This is a genomic window from Yimella sp. NH-Cas1 (assembly GCF_022359705.1).
Classification (GTDB): Bacteria; Actinomycetota; Actinomycetes; order Actinomycetales; family Dermatophilaceae; genus Yimella; species Yimella lutea.
Map to the genome: position 1 here is coordinate 3,004,807 of NZ_JAKSGG010000003.1, position 13,181 is coordinate 3,017,987.

Sequence of the window (13,181 nt, forward strand, 5' to 3'; positions counted from 1 at the left end):
CCGACACGCCGCCTCGAACTTCGCTCGTCCGACACCGACACGACGCACCGAGGCAATGGATTGGCCACTTACGCGGCGTAGTACTACCATTTATAGTAGGTAGGGCGAACCGCCCCGGATCGCCCACCACCCCGTGGGAGGGATGTTGGCCATGAGCAACACGACAGACCGCGGAGTTGACGAAGGACACGACCGCGCAGGGCGTCGCGACCACGACGCAACCGACCGCGCGGTGACGTTCCAGGAGGACGTCGTCCGATCCCCGATCGCTCGCTGGCTGCTGAGCATCCTGCGGATCATCCTCGGCTTCTTCTTCCTGTGGCCGTTCCTGGACAAGCTGTTCGGCCTCGGTTACGCGACGCCCGAAGCACGCGCCTGGGTCAACGGCGGCAAGCCGGCGCAGGGATTCATGAAGAACGCGGAGGGCCCGTTCGGCGACTTCTTCAAGAACATCGCCGGCACGTGGTCCGACTGGCTGTTCATGGCCGGCCTCGCCGGTATCGGCATCGCGATGCTCTTCGGCGCGGGCCTGAAGCTCGCCGCCTGGTCGGGCACGCTGCTGCTCTTCCTCATGTACCTCGCAGAGTTCCCGATCGGCCAGTCCGGCAAGGGCTTCACGAACCCGGTCTTCGACAGCCACTGGCTCGAGGCACTCGGACTCCTGGTGGTCGCCTACACGTTCTCCGGCGACAAGCTCGGACTCGGACGCTGGTGGGGACGCAAGGTCGGCAACGGCATCCTGCGCTGACCGCGCCTGCGAAGAGCCGCACCCAATAACGACCGGTTCCCTTGACTACAGCCGTAGTGAAGGGAGCCGGTCGTCATTACGTCCATTTCTCTAGCGCCAGGGCTCCACGTACGTCTGCGGGCAGGCACTTGCGTCCGGTTCGTCCTTCTTGATCATTGCGTTCCCCTTAATTGGCGTGTCGGAGGCCCGACCCCGCACAGGGACCGGCGCACGACGTCCCGACGTTCGTCGAGATGGTCAAGGACGAGCGCACCTGCATGTTCACCTCGGTCGACGCCGACGGCACGATCATCAGCCGTCCGATGGCGGTGCAGAAGGTGGACGACGACGGGACGCTGTGGTTCATGGCGTTCGCCGACTCCCCCAAGATCGACCAGCTCGCCACGCACCCGCAGGTGAACATCGCGTTCGTCAGTGGCACGTCGTGGGTATCGGCCAGTGGCACAGGCGAACTGGTCGACGACGTCGCGAAGAAGAAGGAGCTGTGGAACCCGTTCGCGCAGGCCTGGTTCCAGCGGGAACCGGAGAGCCCTGAGGTCGCGTTGATCCGGGTGAACCTCACCGGTGGTGAGTTCTGGGATTCGCCCAGCAAGCCCGCGCAGCTGTTCGGCATGGTCAAGGGCGCGGTCACCAAGCAGCGTCCGGACGACGGCGAGAACGCCAAGCTCGACCTCGCCTGAGGCGGGCCACAAAGACCTCAGCCGTCGCGCTTCCCACTCCGGGGTTGGGGAGTGCGCGGCTGAGTATCTTTCGCGCTGAACGGCACCGCCCGTGTGCTGACTCGTCCTCTGCGATCGGCCGTCTCCGCAGTCGAATCGGTGCCGGACGCGCACATGGTGAGACGGATGCCACTCACCGGTCGGCCCAATTGGCAACAGACAGCGGGCCGCAATGGCACGATCGGAACATGGCCAAGAAGACTGCGAGCGGCATGGTCCGCATGGACAAGGACCTCTACGAAGAGGAGTTGGAGCGACTCCAGGCTCAGCTGGTGGCGATGCAGGAGTGGGTCAAGGAGACCGGTGCCCGTGTCGTCGTCATCTTTGAGGGCCGGGACGCAGCCGGCAAGGGTTCGGCGATCAAGCGCATCACCGAGTACCTCAGCCCGCGCGTTGCTCGCGTCTCCGCGCTGCCCGCGCCGTCCGACCGCGAGAAGACGCAGTGGTACTTCCAGCGCTACATCCAGCACCTGCCGGCCGCCGGCGAGATCGTCATCTTCGACCGCTCCTGGTACAACCGCGCCGGCGTAGAGCATGTGATGGGGTTCTGTACGGAGGAGCAGTACGAGCGCTTCCTGGTGCAGGCGCCGATCTTCGAGCAGATGCTGATCGACGACGGCATCATCCTGTTGAAGTACTGGTTCTCGGTGTCGGACGTTGAGCAGGAGGCGCGCTTCAAGTCGCGTCACAGCGACCCGATGCGGCAGTGGAAGCTGTCCCCGATGGACCTCGAGTCGATCACCCGCTGGGAGGCCTACTCACAGGCCAAGGACCAGATGTTCGCTGCCACCGACCGCTCGCAATCGCCTTGGTACGTGGTCGAATCCGAGGACAAGCGCGCGTCCCGCATCAACGTGATCGCGCACCTGCTGTCGATGATTCCGTGGGAGTACGTGAAGGTGAAGGTGCCGTCGATCCCGGAGCGCCCCGCACCTGTCGGCTACACCCGCCCGCCCCGTACCTCCCAGACCTACGTCCCCGACCACGCAGGTGAGGTGAACAAGTTGGGCAAGGTCACTGAGAAGCCGATCACGAAGGCGACCAGCAAGAAGGCGGCCAAGAAGAAGTAGTCCACGCGCCGAAACCAGGCTGACGTTCGACGCCCGCCCGACCGCGCGCGTCCGAGTAAGAACTTCGCAAAGAAACGCACTCACCCATTCCCACCGGCCCGCCCGCATGCAACGTTGGAGCTTCACACTTCGACGAAACGGGGCGGACATGGCGGGTCGCAAATTCTTGACAGTGATGAGCGGGGTCGCGATGGCGGCCGGTGTCTCCCTGACGACGGTCCCGGAAGCGCAGGCCGCACCCACCGCTACCTACGTCTACGCAGCGGGCGAGTTCCAGTGCGGACCCAACAACTGGATCGGACGCCTCGTCCCCGAGAACCCGCCGGGTGGGGCGAACTTCCACTACGCGTGCACCCGCCACGACGCGTGCTACAGCGCGGGCAGCCGCACCAACCGCCTGACCTGCGACACCGCGTTCCGCACCCGGATGAACAACGCGTGCGCCGCCGCCGGCAAGGGCGCGACGTGCCGCGCGATCGCGTCCACCTATTACTGGGCCGTCCGCGGAGCGGGCCGGTTCTATTACAAGGGCAGCGGGCTGAACAACTGATCGGCGCACTCCGGAATGAGACGATCGACGAATGCCTGAAGTCGGAGTCCATTCCGAGGCCGGACGCCTGCGCCGCGTCCTGGTCTGTCGTCCGAGCCTGGCGCACCTGCGCCTCACCCCTGACACGTGCGCGGACCTGTTGTTCGACGAGGTCATCTGGGTCGAGAAGGCGCAGCGGGACCACGCCGACTTCGTGGCGAAGATGGAATCGCGTGGCATCGAGGTGCTCGACCTGCTCGATCTGCTGACCGACATCCTCGACCAACCTGTAGCCCGCGCATGGGTGCTCGACCGCAAGGTGACCGACGACCGGGTCGGGGCGGCATTCACCGACGACCTGCGCAGTTGGCTCGACTCGTTGCCCGCTGCAGAATTGACGGAGTACCTCGTCGGAGGGGTGTCGTACCGAGACGTGCCGGACGATCTGTCGAGTCCGCTGCTGCAGGTGGCCCGCGACCTCGACCAGATGGGGTTCTTCATCCCGCCGTTGCCGAACACGTTGTTCATGCGCGACAACACGTCGTGGATCTACGGCGGTGTCACGCTGAACCCGATGTATTGGCCTGTCCGACAACAGGAAACGTTGCTGACGACGGCGGTGTACCGGTTCCATCCGGCGTTCGTCGATCAGGATCTGACGTACTGGTTCGGTGATCCGGACGGGCGCAATCTGTTCCGCGGACTCGCGACGCTCGAGGGCGGTGACGTGATGCCCGTCGGTAACGGCGTTGTGCTCATCGGCATGGGGGAGCGCACCTCGCAGCAGGCGATCACCCAGGTCGCGCACACGCTCTTCGACGCGGGCGCTGCTGCGCAGGTGATCGTTGCCGCGTTGCCGAAGCTGCGTGCTGCGATGCACCTCGACACCGTGTTCACGTTCTGTTCCGAGGACGTCGTGACCGCGTTCGCGCCCATCACCGACCGCATCGTGCCGATCACGCTGCGTCCCGACCCGAACGCGCCGTCCGGCCTCGACGTGCACCGCGCCGACACGTCCTTCGTCGAGACGGTGGGCAAGGCCCTCGGCACGAAGTTGCGCACGGTCGCGACCGACGGCGACCCGTTCGGCGTACAACGCGAACAGTGGGACGACGGCGCAAACCTGTTGGCCCTCGAACCCGGTGTCGTCATGGGTTACGACCGCAATACCGCCACCAACAAGGCGCTCGCGAACGCGGGCATCGAGGTCATCACGATCAGCGCCGGCGAACTCGGACGCGGACGCGGCGGCGGACGCTGCATGACCTGCCCCGTCCTCCGCGACCCCCTCTACTGACCCCCAGCGCACCTCACGCTGGTTGAGTCCCAGGATTTCCGCTGGTTGAGCCGTGCAGCCGAGGTACGAGGTTGCATGCTCCGAAACCCGGTGACAATCGACGAAACCCCATCACGCGTCCGGCCAGAGCGCCTTCTTCGCGAGCTGCCGCGCACCCGCGGATCCGACCGGGCCCGTCCAACGAAAAGCAGCGTTCGGATCGCCGGCAACGATCCGCTCGATGCGATACAGCCGCAGTTCGTGCCGATGCACGGGCGCCTCGGCGTAATCCCCTGTCCGCCAACCGATCTCCGTGAGCAAGTTCGCCACCTGGTCCTCGAAGTCGTCACGTCTCTCGAACGGCCGACCAGCCGCAAGCAGCAACAATGCAAGAACGTTCGCATCCCGATCCATCTCGGTTTCACCCCGGAGCAACGACCCGGCAATGACCGATGACAGAACCCCTACATCCGCACCGGCCTTCCGTCCGAGCGGCGTGAGCAGTAGCCGCTCGCGGTTCTTGCGCAGCAGCTTCAGGGTGACACAATCGCGACGCAGCTGGCTCACTTCAGGCGTGTGCTGCTCGCGGTTGCCCTTGCCATAGCCCCAGTTCAATCCGCTCTCGTTCCAGACGTGTTCGCACGCATCTGGCGCGAGCCAGCCCGCCTTGGTCAACGGAATGCCGTCCGGATCGGCCAGGTCGAGCATCGTCTGGAACGGACGCAACTGCTCCCGCAATTCCACGTCCGTGGCCGGCGCTGCTCGCAAGGCTTCGCTGCTGAGCAGGATGAGTTCACCGATGAGATGCCGCGGACACCGGCCGACCAGCGCTTCGAACTCGGGCGCACGCTGCACCCCGTCAGCCGCAACATCGAGGATCGCTGAGGCGCCACCCGTTCCCGACATCGACAGGGCGAAGTTCGCATCCTCGACGCTGAAGTCATCCGGGTCGTAGTCCGCCGGCAACCAGTGCGCGAGGTCCTCGAACTCGCCGCTCAGCAACTGCGGGTTCTTCACCCGCCGCAACTCTGCTGCCAGGTCGTTGAAGAACCCGATCCCACCGACGTCCTCGGCCGGGCAACGTCGTCCTCCCGCAACGCAGTTCGCGACCTTGTCGTCGGGAGTCGCCGTCCGTACCTCCTCCACGACGATCCGGTGTTCCCACCCGTCACCGAGGTCGTACTCGTAGTTAAGTCCGTCGCCCTTGGCGCGCAGAATCTGGTCGAGCCGGACGTCGGTCTCCGGCGTCCCATTCTCGCCCTCACCGACGTCGAACTCGTTGAGGAAGTAGTTCCGATCGCCGGGAATGTGGAACCGATGCAGGTGGCTGTTCGACCACCCCATCGCGTCCTGCAGCACGTCGTGGAACGCGTCGAGTGCCATGTCCGTGCGCACCTGCAACCGCCGCCAGATGAGCGGTTCGGAGTCCTCGAGTTCGACCTTGATCGTCAGCAGCAACGGCTCATCCAGCGGCGCGGCGACCGCGACCGGTTTGTTGACGTGTTGCTGGAAGCTGCCGGTGCGCAGCGAGTCGAGGATGCGCCCTCGACGCAGGTCCTCCAGGAGTTCGGACGGGTTGCGTCCGGCGATGATCTGCTTCACGAGTGCGTCGATGTCAGGTTGGTTGGATCCGCCCATGTTCCCGAGTCAACCAGATCGATCGCTCGAGTCACGTCGGTTCGTGTGCGTACGATCGCGGTGATTGTTGGGAGTCGAATCCCAATATGAAAGGTCGGCGGCCCACGCCACTCGGGCCGACTGCGTCCGATGAGAGGCAGGACCTGGGAAGAAGGCGTCCTTCTTGAAGGAGCACGGGGTCGGGTCGAGTGCGTTGAGGCCGAACTCGCCCATCCACGTGCAGCCGACCATGGCTGGTGACGAGTTCGTGGGGCAAGACCGGTGAACTCGGGCAGGATCAGGCCGTGGGCCTCCTGCCGGCGCGCGGCGAGCGAACTGGCGGCACCGTCGGGCAGGTAGTCGAGTTCACGGACCGCGAGCTACCCACGCCCGCGGGCCCGGTCGTACCGACGCAGCGCCTCTTCGCGTTCCTCCGCGTGATCGACGATCCGCTCGGGATAGCCGTGAGCGTAGCCGTCGTCGTGCTTCCAGGGTTCGTGCGCGGCCTTGCCGTCGAGGTGTCGCAACTCGGGGATCCAGCGGCGCACGTAGTCGCCGTCCGGGTCGAACTTGATGCCCTGGGTGACCGGGTTGAACACCCGGAAGTAGGGGGACGCGTCCGTGCCGGTGCCCGCGACCCACTGCCAGCCATGGTTGTTGGAGGCGAGGTCGCCGTCGATCAGGTGGTCGAGGAAGTGGCGCGCGCCGACCGTCCACCACACGTGCAGGTGTTTGGTCAGGAAGCTAGCGGTGACCATGCGGACGCGGTTGTGCATCCACCCGGTCTCGGCCAGTTGCCGCATCCCGGCGTCGACGAACGGGAAGCCGGTGCGGCCTTCCTGCCAGGCCCGGACGCCGTCGCCGGGCGGGTCGTACTCCATGCCGCGCAGCGAGGTGGTCAGGTCGTGCCACGCACTGGACGGTTCGCGCAATAGCACGTCGGCGTAGAACTCGCGCCAGGCGAGTTCGGTGATGAAGGTGTCGACGCCTTCGCCGCTGCGGCCGCGCAGGTCGGCCAGCAGGGTGCGCGGGTGGATGGCACCGACCTTGAGGTAGGGGCTGAGGAAGGACGTGCCGGCGATGCTCGGCCGATCGCGAGTGGCGGCGTAGTCGTCGATTCCGCTGTGTAAGAACTCTTTCCAACGATCCAGCGCAGCGTCTTCACCCGCGTCAGGGAGGGTGGGAACGTCCTTCAGGGCGTCGTCGACGGCCTTCGTCGCAGCAGCGTCATGGCGGACGTCGCGCCAGTTCGGCTCGACCTCCGGCGCCGGGTCGGAGGTGCCGTGTTCGCGCCAGGTTCGCGCGAACGGCGTGAACACCTTGAACCCGTCACCGCTCTTGTTCCGGATGATCCCCGGACCGATCGCGTACGGCGTGCCGGCCTCGACCCACTCGATACCGTTGCGCTGCAGCGCATCTGCGACATCGCGATCGCGGCGGGCGCCGTACGGTGTGGTCTCGCGGGTGACGTGCACCGAGGTTGCGCCGATGCGCTCGGCAACCTGGGGGATCACCTCGCGTGGGTCGCCGTGCAGCAACGCGAGGTGTCCGTCGAAGCTCGCGACGGCGGCCTTGACCGAGGCGGCAAGCCAGGCCCGTCGGACGTCGCCCGAGCCTCCCCACAGCGTGGGGTCGACGACGAACACGGCGGCCACGTCGTCGGCCGTTGCTTCGTGGGCACTGAGCAGGGCCGGCAGGTCGTTGCGGCGCAGGTCTCGGCGCAGCCATAGGAGCGTGGTCACCGACCCATCCTCGCCGGGCCCAGTCCTGCGATTGGCCGCCGGCCGCGTTAAATTCGCTGACACCGCGAGTGTGGTCACCGGGCACGACGTCAGCCAGACACATACCTGAGGTGCGCCCGAACGAGGGTGCGATCTGCTACTTGTCCCAGCCACCCCACCGCGACTCGAGGGTGACGCTATCGTCCAGCAGCCGGCCGTCGACAACCGTCGCCGGTGCGTTGCCCGCACCGCGATTGATCATGCGGGTGTGCCGCACCCTCGCCACGATCTCATTGCCGGTTCGGACGTCGAGACCGCCGTCCGGGATGAGGCGAGGGAGCGGGGCGGACAGCGCGAGCGGTGCATACACATCGACCTGGTATCGGCAGCGCTGCAACACCTGGTTCGACGGTGCTCCGTGGTGCAGCCGGGGGTCGGGCGGAAGTTGGGTCGGCACCCGTGGATGATCGACGAACCAGAGCGCGACGTCGCCACCGGCCAGCCAACTCGAACACGACGCGGCCAGCGGGCCGATGTCGTGGTGTCCATGCACCCGGACGACGGTTGCCGGGTAGGGCCACATGAATCCTGATCCGCGAGCCATCGGGTCGGTGAGGACACGCGCGAGTTGAAGCGTTTCGCGGTCCTTGACGGCGGTGTGTTCGGTGCTCCGGTCGGCGAAGTCGGGTCCGTCGTGCCAGGCCACGGCGTCCGGGACGTGCCGCAGGTCGCAACCGCTCAGCCAACATCTGTTCGCGAGGTCCCAGTCTTCACCGCCGTAACCGACGAAACCGGGGTCGAATCCGCCGGCACGTCGGTAGGTTCGACGGGTCATTCCCAGGACGGCGGAAATGATGAAGCGGTAGGAGCGGTCGTCGGCGTATCGCAGGTTATCGGTCGCACGATAACCCTCGCGCAGCCAGGCTGGTTCGGTCAGTGGCGTCGGTGGGGCACCATCACCGCGCAACCAGGCATGCAACCGGGCCGGCTCCCACCCGGTGAGGTCGGCGTGGCGTCTGCGTCCCACGGCGACGACTCCGCAACGTTCATCGCCCTGACGGATGACGTCAGTCATCGTACGTAAGTAGTCGGGTTCGGGAACGGTGTCGCAATCCAGGAAGCAGATCACCTCGGCATCCGTCGCCCGAGCGCCCAAGTCCCGTGCGGCCGATGCGCGAAATCCCAGATTCTCCTGGCGCACCGCACGTGTCGCGTACGGTCGGTCGCCCAGTACCGCACGAACGGGCGAACCGTCGTCGGCCACGACCACCTCGAACGCATCGGGGCCGACGGACTGGAGTTCCAAGGCTGTCAGCAGCAGGTCGAGTTGGCTTTGCTGGTCGAAGAACGGGACGACGACAGCCGTCAGTGGTGCCATGAGGCCAAGGCCTTCGCGTAGAGAGCGCCGACGTCGTCGAGCGACGGGCCGAGCGGGACGCCGGGTTTCAGCGTCGTCGACTCGGGGTGGTCGAGTGCGTGTCGGGCGGCGGCGGCGAGATCGTCGTAGATCGTCAGCACGTCGGGACAGCGGGCGTCGAGTTCCTCGACGTACCGCGAACGAGGAACCAGCGGTCGTCGACCGGCTGTAAGCCAGGAGTTGATGGAGCCGGACGCAGACAGGTGCTGATGCGGCGCGACCGGCACCGCAACCCGAGCCAGCACCTCCTGGAGCCGGTCGTCCGGGATGTAACCGGTGACCGTGAATCGTCGGCTGCGTCGGTGCGCTTGGCGCTGTAGTTCCTCGACAAGATGACCATGGCCCGGCGATGGTCGTCCGAGGGCGGTGAGTCCCACATCTGCGGGGAGTTCGCTGAGGGCACGAAGCGCCTGGGCATAGCCCTTGCCCGGATACAGGAACCCGAACACTGCAAGATCGCGGTGGGTGCCGCCGACCTCGTCGGGGCTGACATACCGGCGGGGACTCTCGATCGGCAGGGGTATGACAGCCCGCGGAACTGCCCTCAGACTCCGGCGGTCGGTCAGCTTCAGCACCGCGTCCAGCAGCGTGGACTCATGATGTGAGCTGAGGGCGACCCCGCGGCTGACGGCCAGGATGTCGGCGTATGCCGACGCCCGTTGTCGGTGACGATCCGGGCCGTCCGAAGGCTGCGGCAAGTCGTGCAAGGTGACACTCATCGACGTGGACCGGCCCAGCGCAATGAGCGTGGACGCTGTCTGCGCGGCAGTGTGACCGAACAGGCGATCGGTGACGTGCACGTGGACGGAGGCGCGGGCGACCAGACGGACGAGATCGGTGCCGATCCCGTCCAGCACCCGGATGACCGGGGCGCTTCGCAGCGACGGAGTCGTGCTCAACTCGCGGGCGAGCCGAGTGACCCCGTGCTCTTCGTGACCGACGATCAGGTGCGTCACTGAAGTCGCGCCGACTCTCGAATAGCACTCTTGCACGGTGAGGACCGGATGCACGGTCGCGGGCCGGTCGATACTTCCGGGCCTCATCGGGCCAAGCCGCTCATCCACATCACGGGGTGACCATACGACGGGGTGCTGACACTCCGCGTCGAAGCACCGCCCGCACGCCGATACCGGCTCCGCGTTCTTGCCGATCGAACGCAGTGCGCCATTAGCTGGTCGGACGGCGCGACTTGGCGAAGCGGGCAGCCTTGACCTTGTTCGGGATCAACCTGTGGGGCAGCGCGCTGGCTACCAAGCCTTCGTGACCAACGCCAGCACCGGCCAGCTCGCTTCCTCGAAGCCCGTCACCGGGCGCACGCGCGAGTCGAGGACCGCATCCGGCACGCCAAGGACACCGGCCTGGGCCGGTTCCCCTCCCGGGGAGTTCGGGATCAACACCGCGTGGCTGGCGTTGACCATGATCGCGGCGGATCTGGTCGCCTGGACCCGGTTGCTCGCCCTCACCGGTGATGTCCATTCCCTGGCCACCTGCGAACCGAAAGCGTTGCGGTACCGGCTTCTTCACGTCCCCGCCCGCATCATCCACGGTCAGCGGCGGCACCGGTCGAAGATCCCTGAAACGTGGCCAAGGGCCACCGCGATCGTCGCGGTCTTCGCGAACATCGCCGCATCCCGCGGCCAGCCTGACTCAACCCGTCCGCCCACGACATCAGCACCCGCAGAACCGCAGACCGGCAGCGCCAGCCGGCACGACGTCATGCCCAGACACCGCCATCGAACCACCTCACCCAGCACAGCCGTCATCCGCTTCCCCCTGAAAGACCGGGGCTAGTCGCTTGCGAAGACGTTTCGCGGTCCGTTGCCGACGACCTGCACTCCCACCAGGTGCAGACCGGCTTTAGTGAGAACGCGTTCGGAGCCCACATTCCCTGGAACTGTGTCGGCCCATACGCGCAGGCCCATCGCCGTGCCGGCCCGGGTCAGGCAGGTTGCGGTGTCTGTGGCGTACCCCTTGCCCCAGGCTTCGGGGTTGAAGGCGTATCCGATCCACACTCGGGGGCCCGTCTCCTCGTCGGTGTGGTCGACCCGCATCATGGCGTCGCCCACTAGGCGGCCTTTGACCTCGACCGCCAGGCCTCTCGTTACTTCGCGAGCATCAACAGTAAGTGGCCGTATCCGCTGGTGAATCCGTGCCAGGACGGCGTCACGGTTGAGCACTGGATGCGTCAAGAAGCGCGCGACTTCGGGGCGACTGCGATACGCCAAGATGTCGTCGACGTCGTGCTCGGTGACTGGGCGCAGCAGACACAAACCGTAGGCGCGAGGCCAGGCCAAGTTGAGCGGGTCGGGTATCACGGTCACGCGCACAACCTATGCAACTCAAAGCCCGTTGTTCATGTCCGATGAGTAAAATTGCGCTCATCGGGCTTAGCGGACCTCGACGTGGCCGACGCTACCCCGCCGGCCGGCTTCGGCCGCCCTGACCTGACCGCCTTCGCGTCTTATCCCAATCGGCTCTGATCGGGTCTGCTGATCCTCTCAACGAGAACGCAGCGACATCACAGCCGCCCAACCCCGACCGTCCGGGAAGCCGGGACACGTCACATGGCCTGTGCTGCGGGCGTGTCGAGTGGGTCGTCCAGGGGCGACGCAGGAGCGTCGACGCGACGTGCTGAGAGGTGGTTCTATGGCATGGCGATAGGTCAGGAACGGCGTCGTTCCCTGCGCAGGAGGGAGCGCAGGGTCTCGGCGTTCGCGTAGCCGACCCGTAGCGCGATGTCGGCGGAGGTGAGGTCCGTGGTTGCTGAGAGGTGCCGAGCTCGTTCGATGCGAAGCCGTTGGACGAAGCCGAGCGGAGTGAGGTTGAGCGCCGCACGGACTCGTCGTTCGAGGGTGCGCCGGCTGGTGCCGAGCGACTGCGCGACGAAGGCGACGTTGAACGGTTCGTCCAGGCGGGCGCGCACGAAGCGTTCGAACTCGACGACGATCGGGTCATCGTGCCGGAGATGTTCGTAGGCGACGAAGGCCGCCTGCGACGGACGCTCGTCGATGATGAGGAGCTTGGCGACATGTTGGGCCAGGTCGGGGCTGATCGATCGCACGAGTGAGAGCGCGAGGTCGATGTGGGCGAAGGCGGCGCCGGCGGTGACGAGGTTCCCGTCGACCACGACCATGGTGTCGAGATCGAGGGCGACGGTCGGATAGCGCTTCAGGAACTCCGGCCCCAGGAACCAGCTGGTCGTCGCCCGCCGATGATCCATCCGTCCGGTCTCGGCGACAGCGAACACGCCGGTGCACGCCGCGGCGATCCGGGTGGTCGCGTCGTCGAGGCGCCCGAGCGAGGCGATGACCGAACGAACATCTCGGCTCTGTAGGGCGTCGTGGGTAGCGGTGGCCGTGAGGGTTCCAAGCGCAGGGACGACGACCACGTCGAACTCTGCGGACTCCGACAGCGGGTGGTCCACCGACAGGGTCATCGATGTTGTCGTGGTCACTGTCCGTTTCGGTCCGAGGATGGCGAGTTCGATCGGGTCGATCCGCGGGTCGACATCGCTGCGGGCTCCGTCGGCCACCCGCACGATGTCGATGATCGACGCGACAGCCGAACCGAAGCAGCCGTCGATCGCGATCAGTCCGATACGCATGGCGCAAACAATAGCAAAACTGCCGTATACGCCACTTCTCACATGCCCTTGCTCGTCCTACGCTGAACTTGCTTCACCAAGAAACCTCGACACCTAGGAGAACCCCTCATGTCCACACCCGCATCACTTCCGTATGCCTTCGTCGCCAAGATCGTCGCGGCCGATGGACAGCACGACGCGCTCGCCGATCTGCTCGCCGGCGCTGTCGCGCTCGCCAACGAAGAAGTAGGAACGATTGTCTGGTTCGCGGTCAGGACCCACGCCGACACTTTCTGGATCTTCGATGCATTCCCCGACGAGGCCGCTCGTGACGCCCACGCCAACGGCGCCATCGTCGCAGCCCTGACGGCCAATCAGCACCTCCTCGGCGCAGCACCCGAGATCCTGCCGGCCGACGTCCTCGCGTCCAAGCTCCCGTAGTCCGCCAACGCACGTCCGCAACGCGAACACAACACGAGCGCTGTCGGTCACAAACTCAAC

At 66.1% G+C, this 13,181-nt stretch carries 12 protein-coding genes and 1 pseudogene; 7 read left to right on the forward strand and 6 right to left on the reverse strand.

From position 1 onward, the window contains the following. The first annotated feature begins 151 nt into the window (after nucleotides 1-151). The 5 genes from MF407_RS14855 to MF407_RS14875 all read left to right on the forward strand — a co-directional run bounded on the left by MF407_RS14855 (nucleotide 152) and on the right by MF407_RS14875 (nucleotide 4,363). Complete coding sequence (locus MF407_RS14855; RefSeq protein ID WP_239702772.1) at nucleotides 152-748, forward strand: DoxX family protein; 597 nt, start codon at nucleotides 152-154, stop codon at nucleotides 746-748. A gap of 170 nt (nucleotides 749-918) precedes the next feature. Next, the gene (locus MF407_RS14860; protein WP_275578278.1) at nucleotides 919-1,428 is read left to right on the forward strand and encodes a pyridoxamine 5'-phosphate oxidase family protein; all 510 of its coding nucleotides are present in this window, start codon (nucleotides 919-921) and stop codon (nucleotides 1,426-1,428) included. 227 nt (nucleotides 1,429-1,655) lie between these two features. Beyond that, the gene (gene ppk2 / locus MF407_RS14865) at nucleotides 1,656-2,537 is read left to right on the forward strand and encodes a polyphosphate kinase 2 (protein WP_141927304.1); all 882 of its coding nucleotides are present in this window, start codon (nucleotides 1,656-1,658) and stop codon (nucleotides 2,535-2,537) included. Between the two features lie 148 nt (nucleotides 2,538-2,685). Beyond that, nucleotides 2,686-3,087, forward strand: a complete 402-nt coding sequence (locus MF407_RS14870) for a phospholipase A2 (RefSeq protein WP_170221650.1) — start codon at nucleotides 2,686-2,688, stop codon at nucleotides 3,085-3,087. A 31-nt stretch (nucleotides 3,088-3,118) separates the two neighbouring features. Further along, a complete protein-coding gene (locus MF407_RS14875; protein ID WP_239702774.1) occupies nucleotides 3,119-4,363 on the forward strand; it encodes an arginine deiminase in 1,245 nt (414 codons plus the stop codon). 111 nt (nucleotides 4,364-4,474) lie between these two features. Here the strand turns inward: MF407_RS14875 and MF407_RS14880 are convergent, their stop codons facing one another. The 4 genes from MF407_RS14880 to MF407_RS14895 all read right to left on the reverse strand — a co-directional run bounded on the left by MF407_RS14880 (nucleotide 4,475) and on the right by MF407_RS14895 (nucleotide 10,053). Beyond that, nucleotides 4,475-5,980 carry a plasmid pRiA4b ORF-3 family protein gene (locus tag MF407_RS14880; RefSeq protein ID WP_239702775.1) on the reverse strand — a complete coding sequence of 502 codons (1,506 nt, stop codon included), beginning with the start codon at nucleotides 5,978-5,980 and terminating at the stop codon, nucleotides 4,475-4,477. A 359-nt stretch (nucleotides 5,981-6,339) separates the two neighbouring features. After that, entirely contained in the window at nucleotides 6,340-7,701 is a 1,362-nt protein-coding gene (locus tag MF407_RS14885; RefSeq protein WP_239702776.1) for a deoxyribodipyrimidine photo-lyase, read from the reverse strand. Nucleotides 7,702-7,837: 136 nt separating this feature from the next. Further along, entirely contained in the window at nucleotides 7,838-9,058 is a 1,221-nt protein-coding gene (locus tag MF407_RS14890; RefSeq protein ID WP_129626590.1) for a glycosyltransferase, read from the reverse strand. Beyond that, nucleotides 9,046-10,053 (reverse strand): hypothetical protein, encoded by a 1,008-nt coding sequence (locus MF407_RS14895; RefSeq protein ID WP_239702777.1) that lies wholly within the window; start codon nucleotides 10,051-10,053, stop codon nucleotides 9,046-9,048. Before MF407_RS14895 ends, MF407_RS14890 begins: the two co-directional genes overlap by 13 nt. A 330-nt stretch (nucleotides 10,054-10,383) precedes the next feature. On the opposite strand from MF407_RS14895, the pseudogene MF407_RS14900 reads away from it, so the two are divergent. Continuing rightward, nucleotides 10,384-10,888, forward strand: a pseudogene (locus MF407_RS14900) (transposase); the annotation flags it as partial. On the opposite strand, the gene MF407_RS14905 reads toward MF407_RS14900, so the two are convergent. Both MF407_RS14905 and MF407_RS14910 read right to left on the reverse strand, forming a co-directional pair. After that, nucleotides 10,885-11,424 (reverse strand): GNAT family N-acetyltransferase, encoded by a 540-nt coding sequence (locus tag MF407_RS14905; RefSeq protein ID WP_129626586.1) that lies wholly within the window; start codon nucleotides 11,422-11,424, stop codon nucleotides 10,885-10,887. The pseudogene MF407_RS14900 and the gene MF407_RS14905 sit on opposite strands and share 4 nt — an antisense overlap. Nucleotides 11,425-11,759: 335 nt before the next feature. Further along, nucleotides 11,760-12,701: a helix-turn-helix domain-containing protein gene (locus MF407_RS14910; RefSeq protein WP_239702778.1), complete on the reverse strand. Its 942-nt coding sequence runs from the start codon at nucleotides 12,699-12,701 to the stop codon at nucleotides 11,760-11,762. Between the two features lie 108 nt (nucleotides 12,702-12,809). Here MF407_RS14910 and MF407_RS14915 point away from each other — a divergent pair, with 108 nt between their 5' ends. After that, nucleotides 12,810-13,121 (forward strand): antibiotic biosynthesis monooxygenase, encoded by a 312-nt coding sequence (locus MF407_RS14915; RefSeq protein ID WP_068102119.1) that lies wholly within the window; start codon nucleotides 12,810-12,812, stop codon nucleotides 13,119-13,121. Nucleotides 13,122-13,181 lie beyond the last annotated feature (60 nt).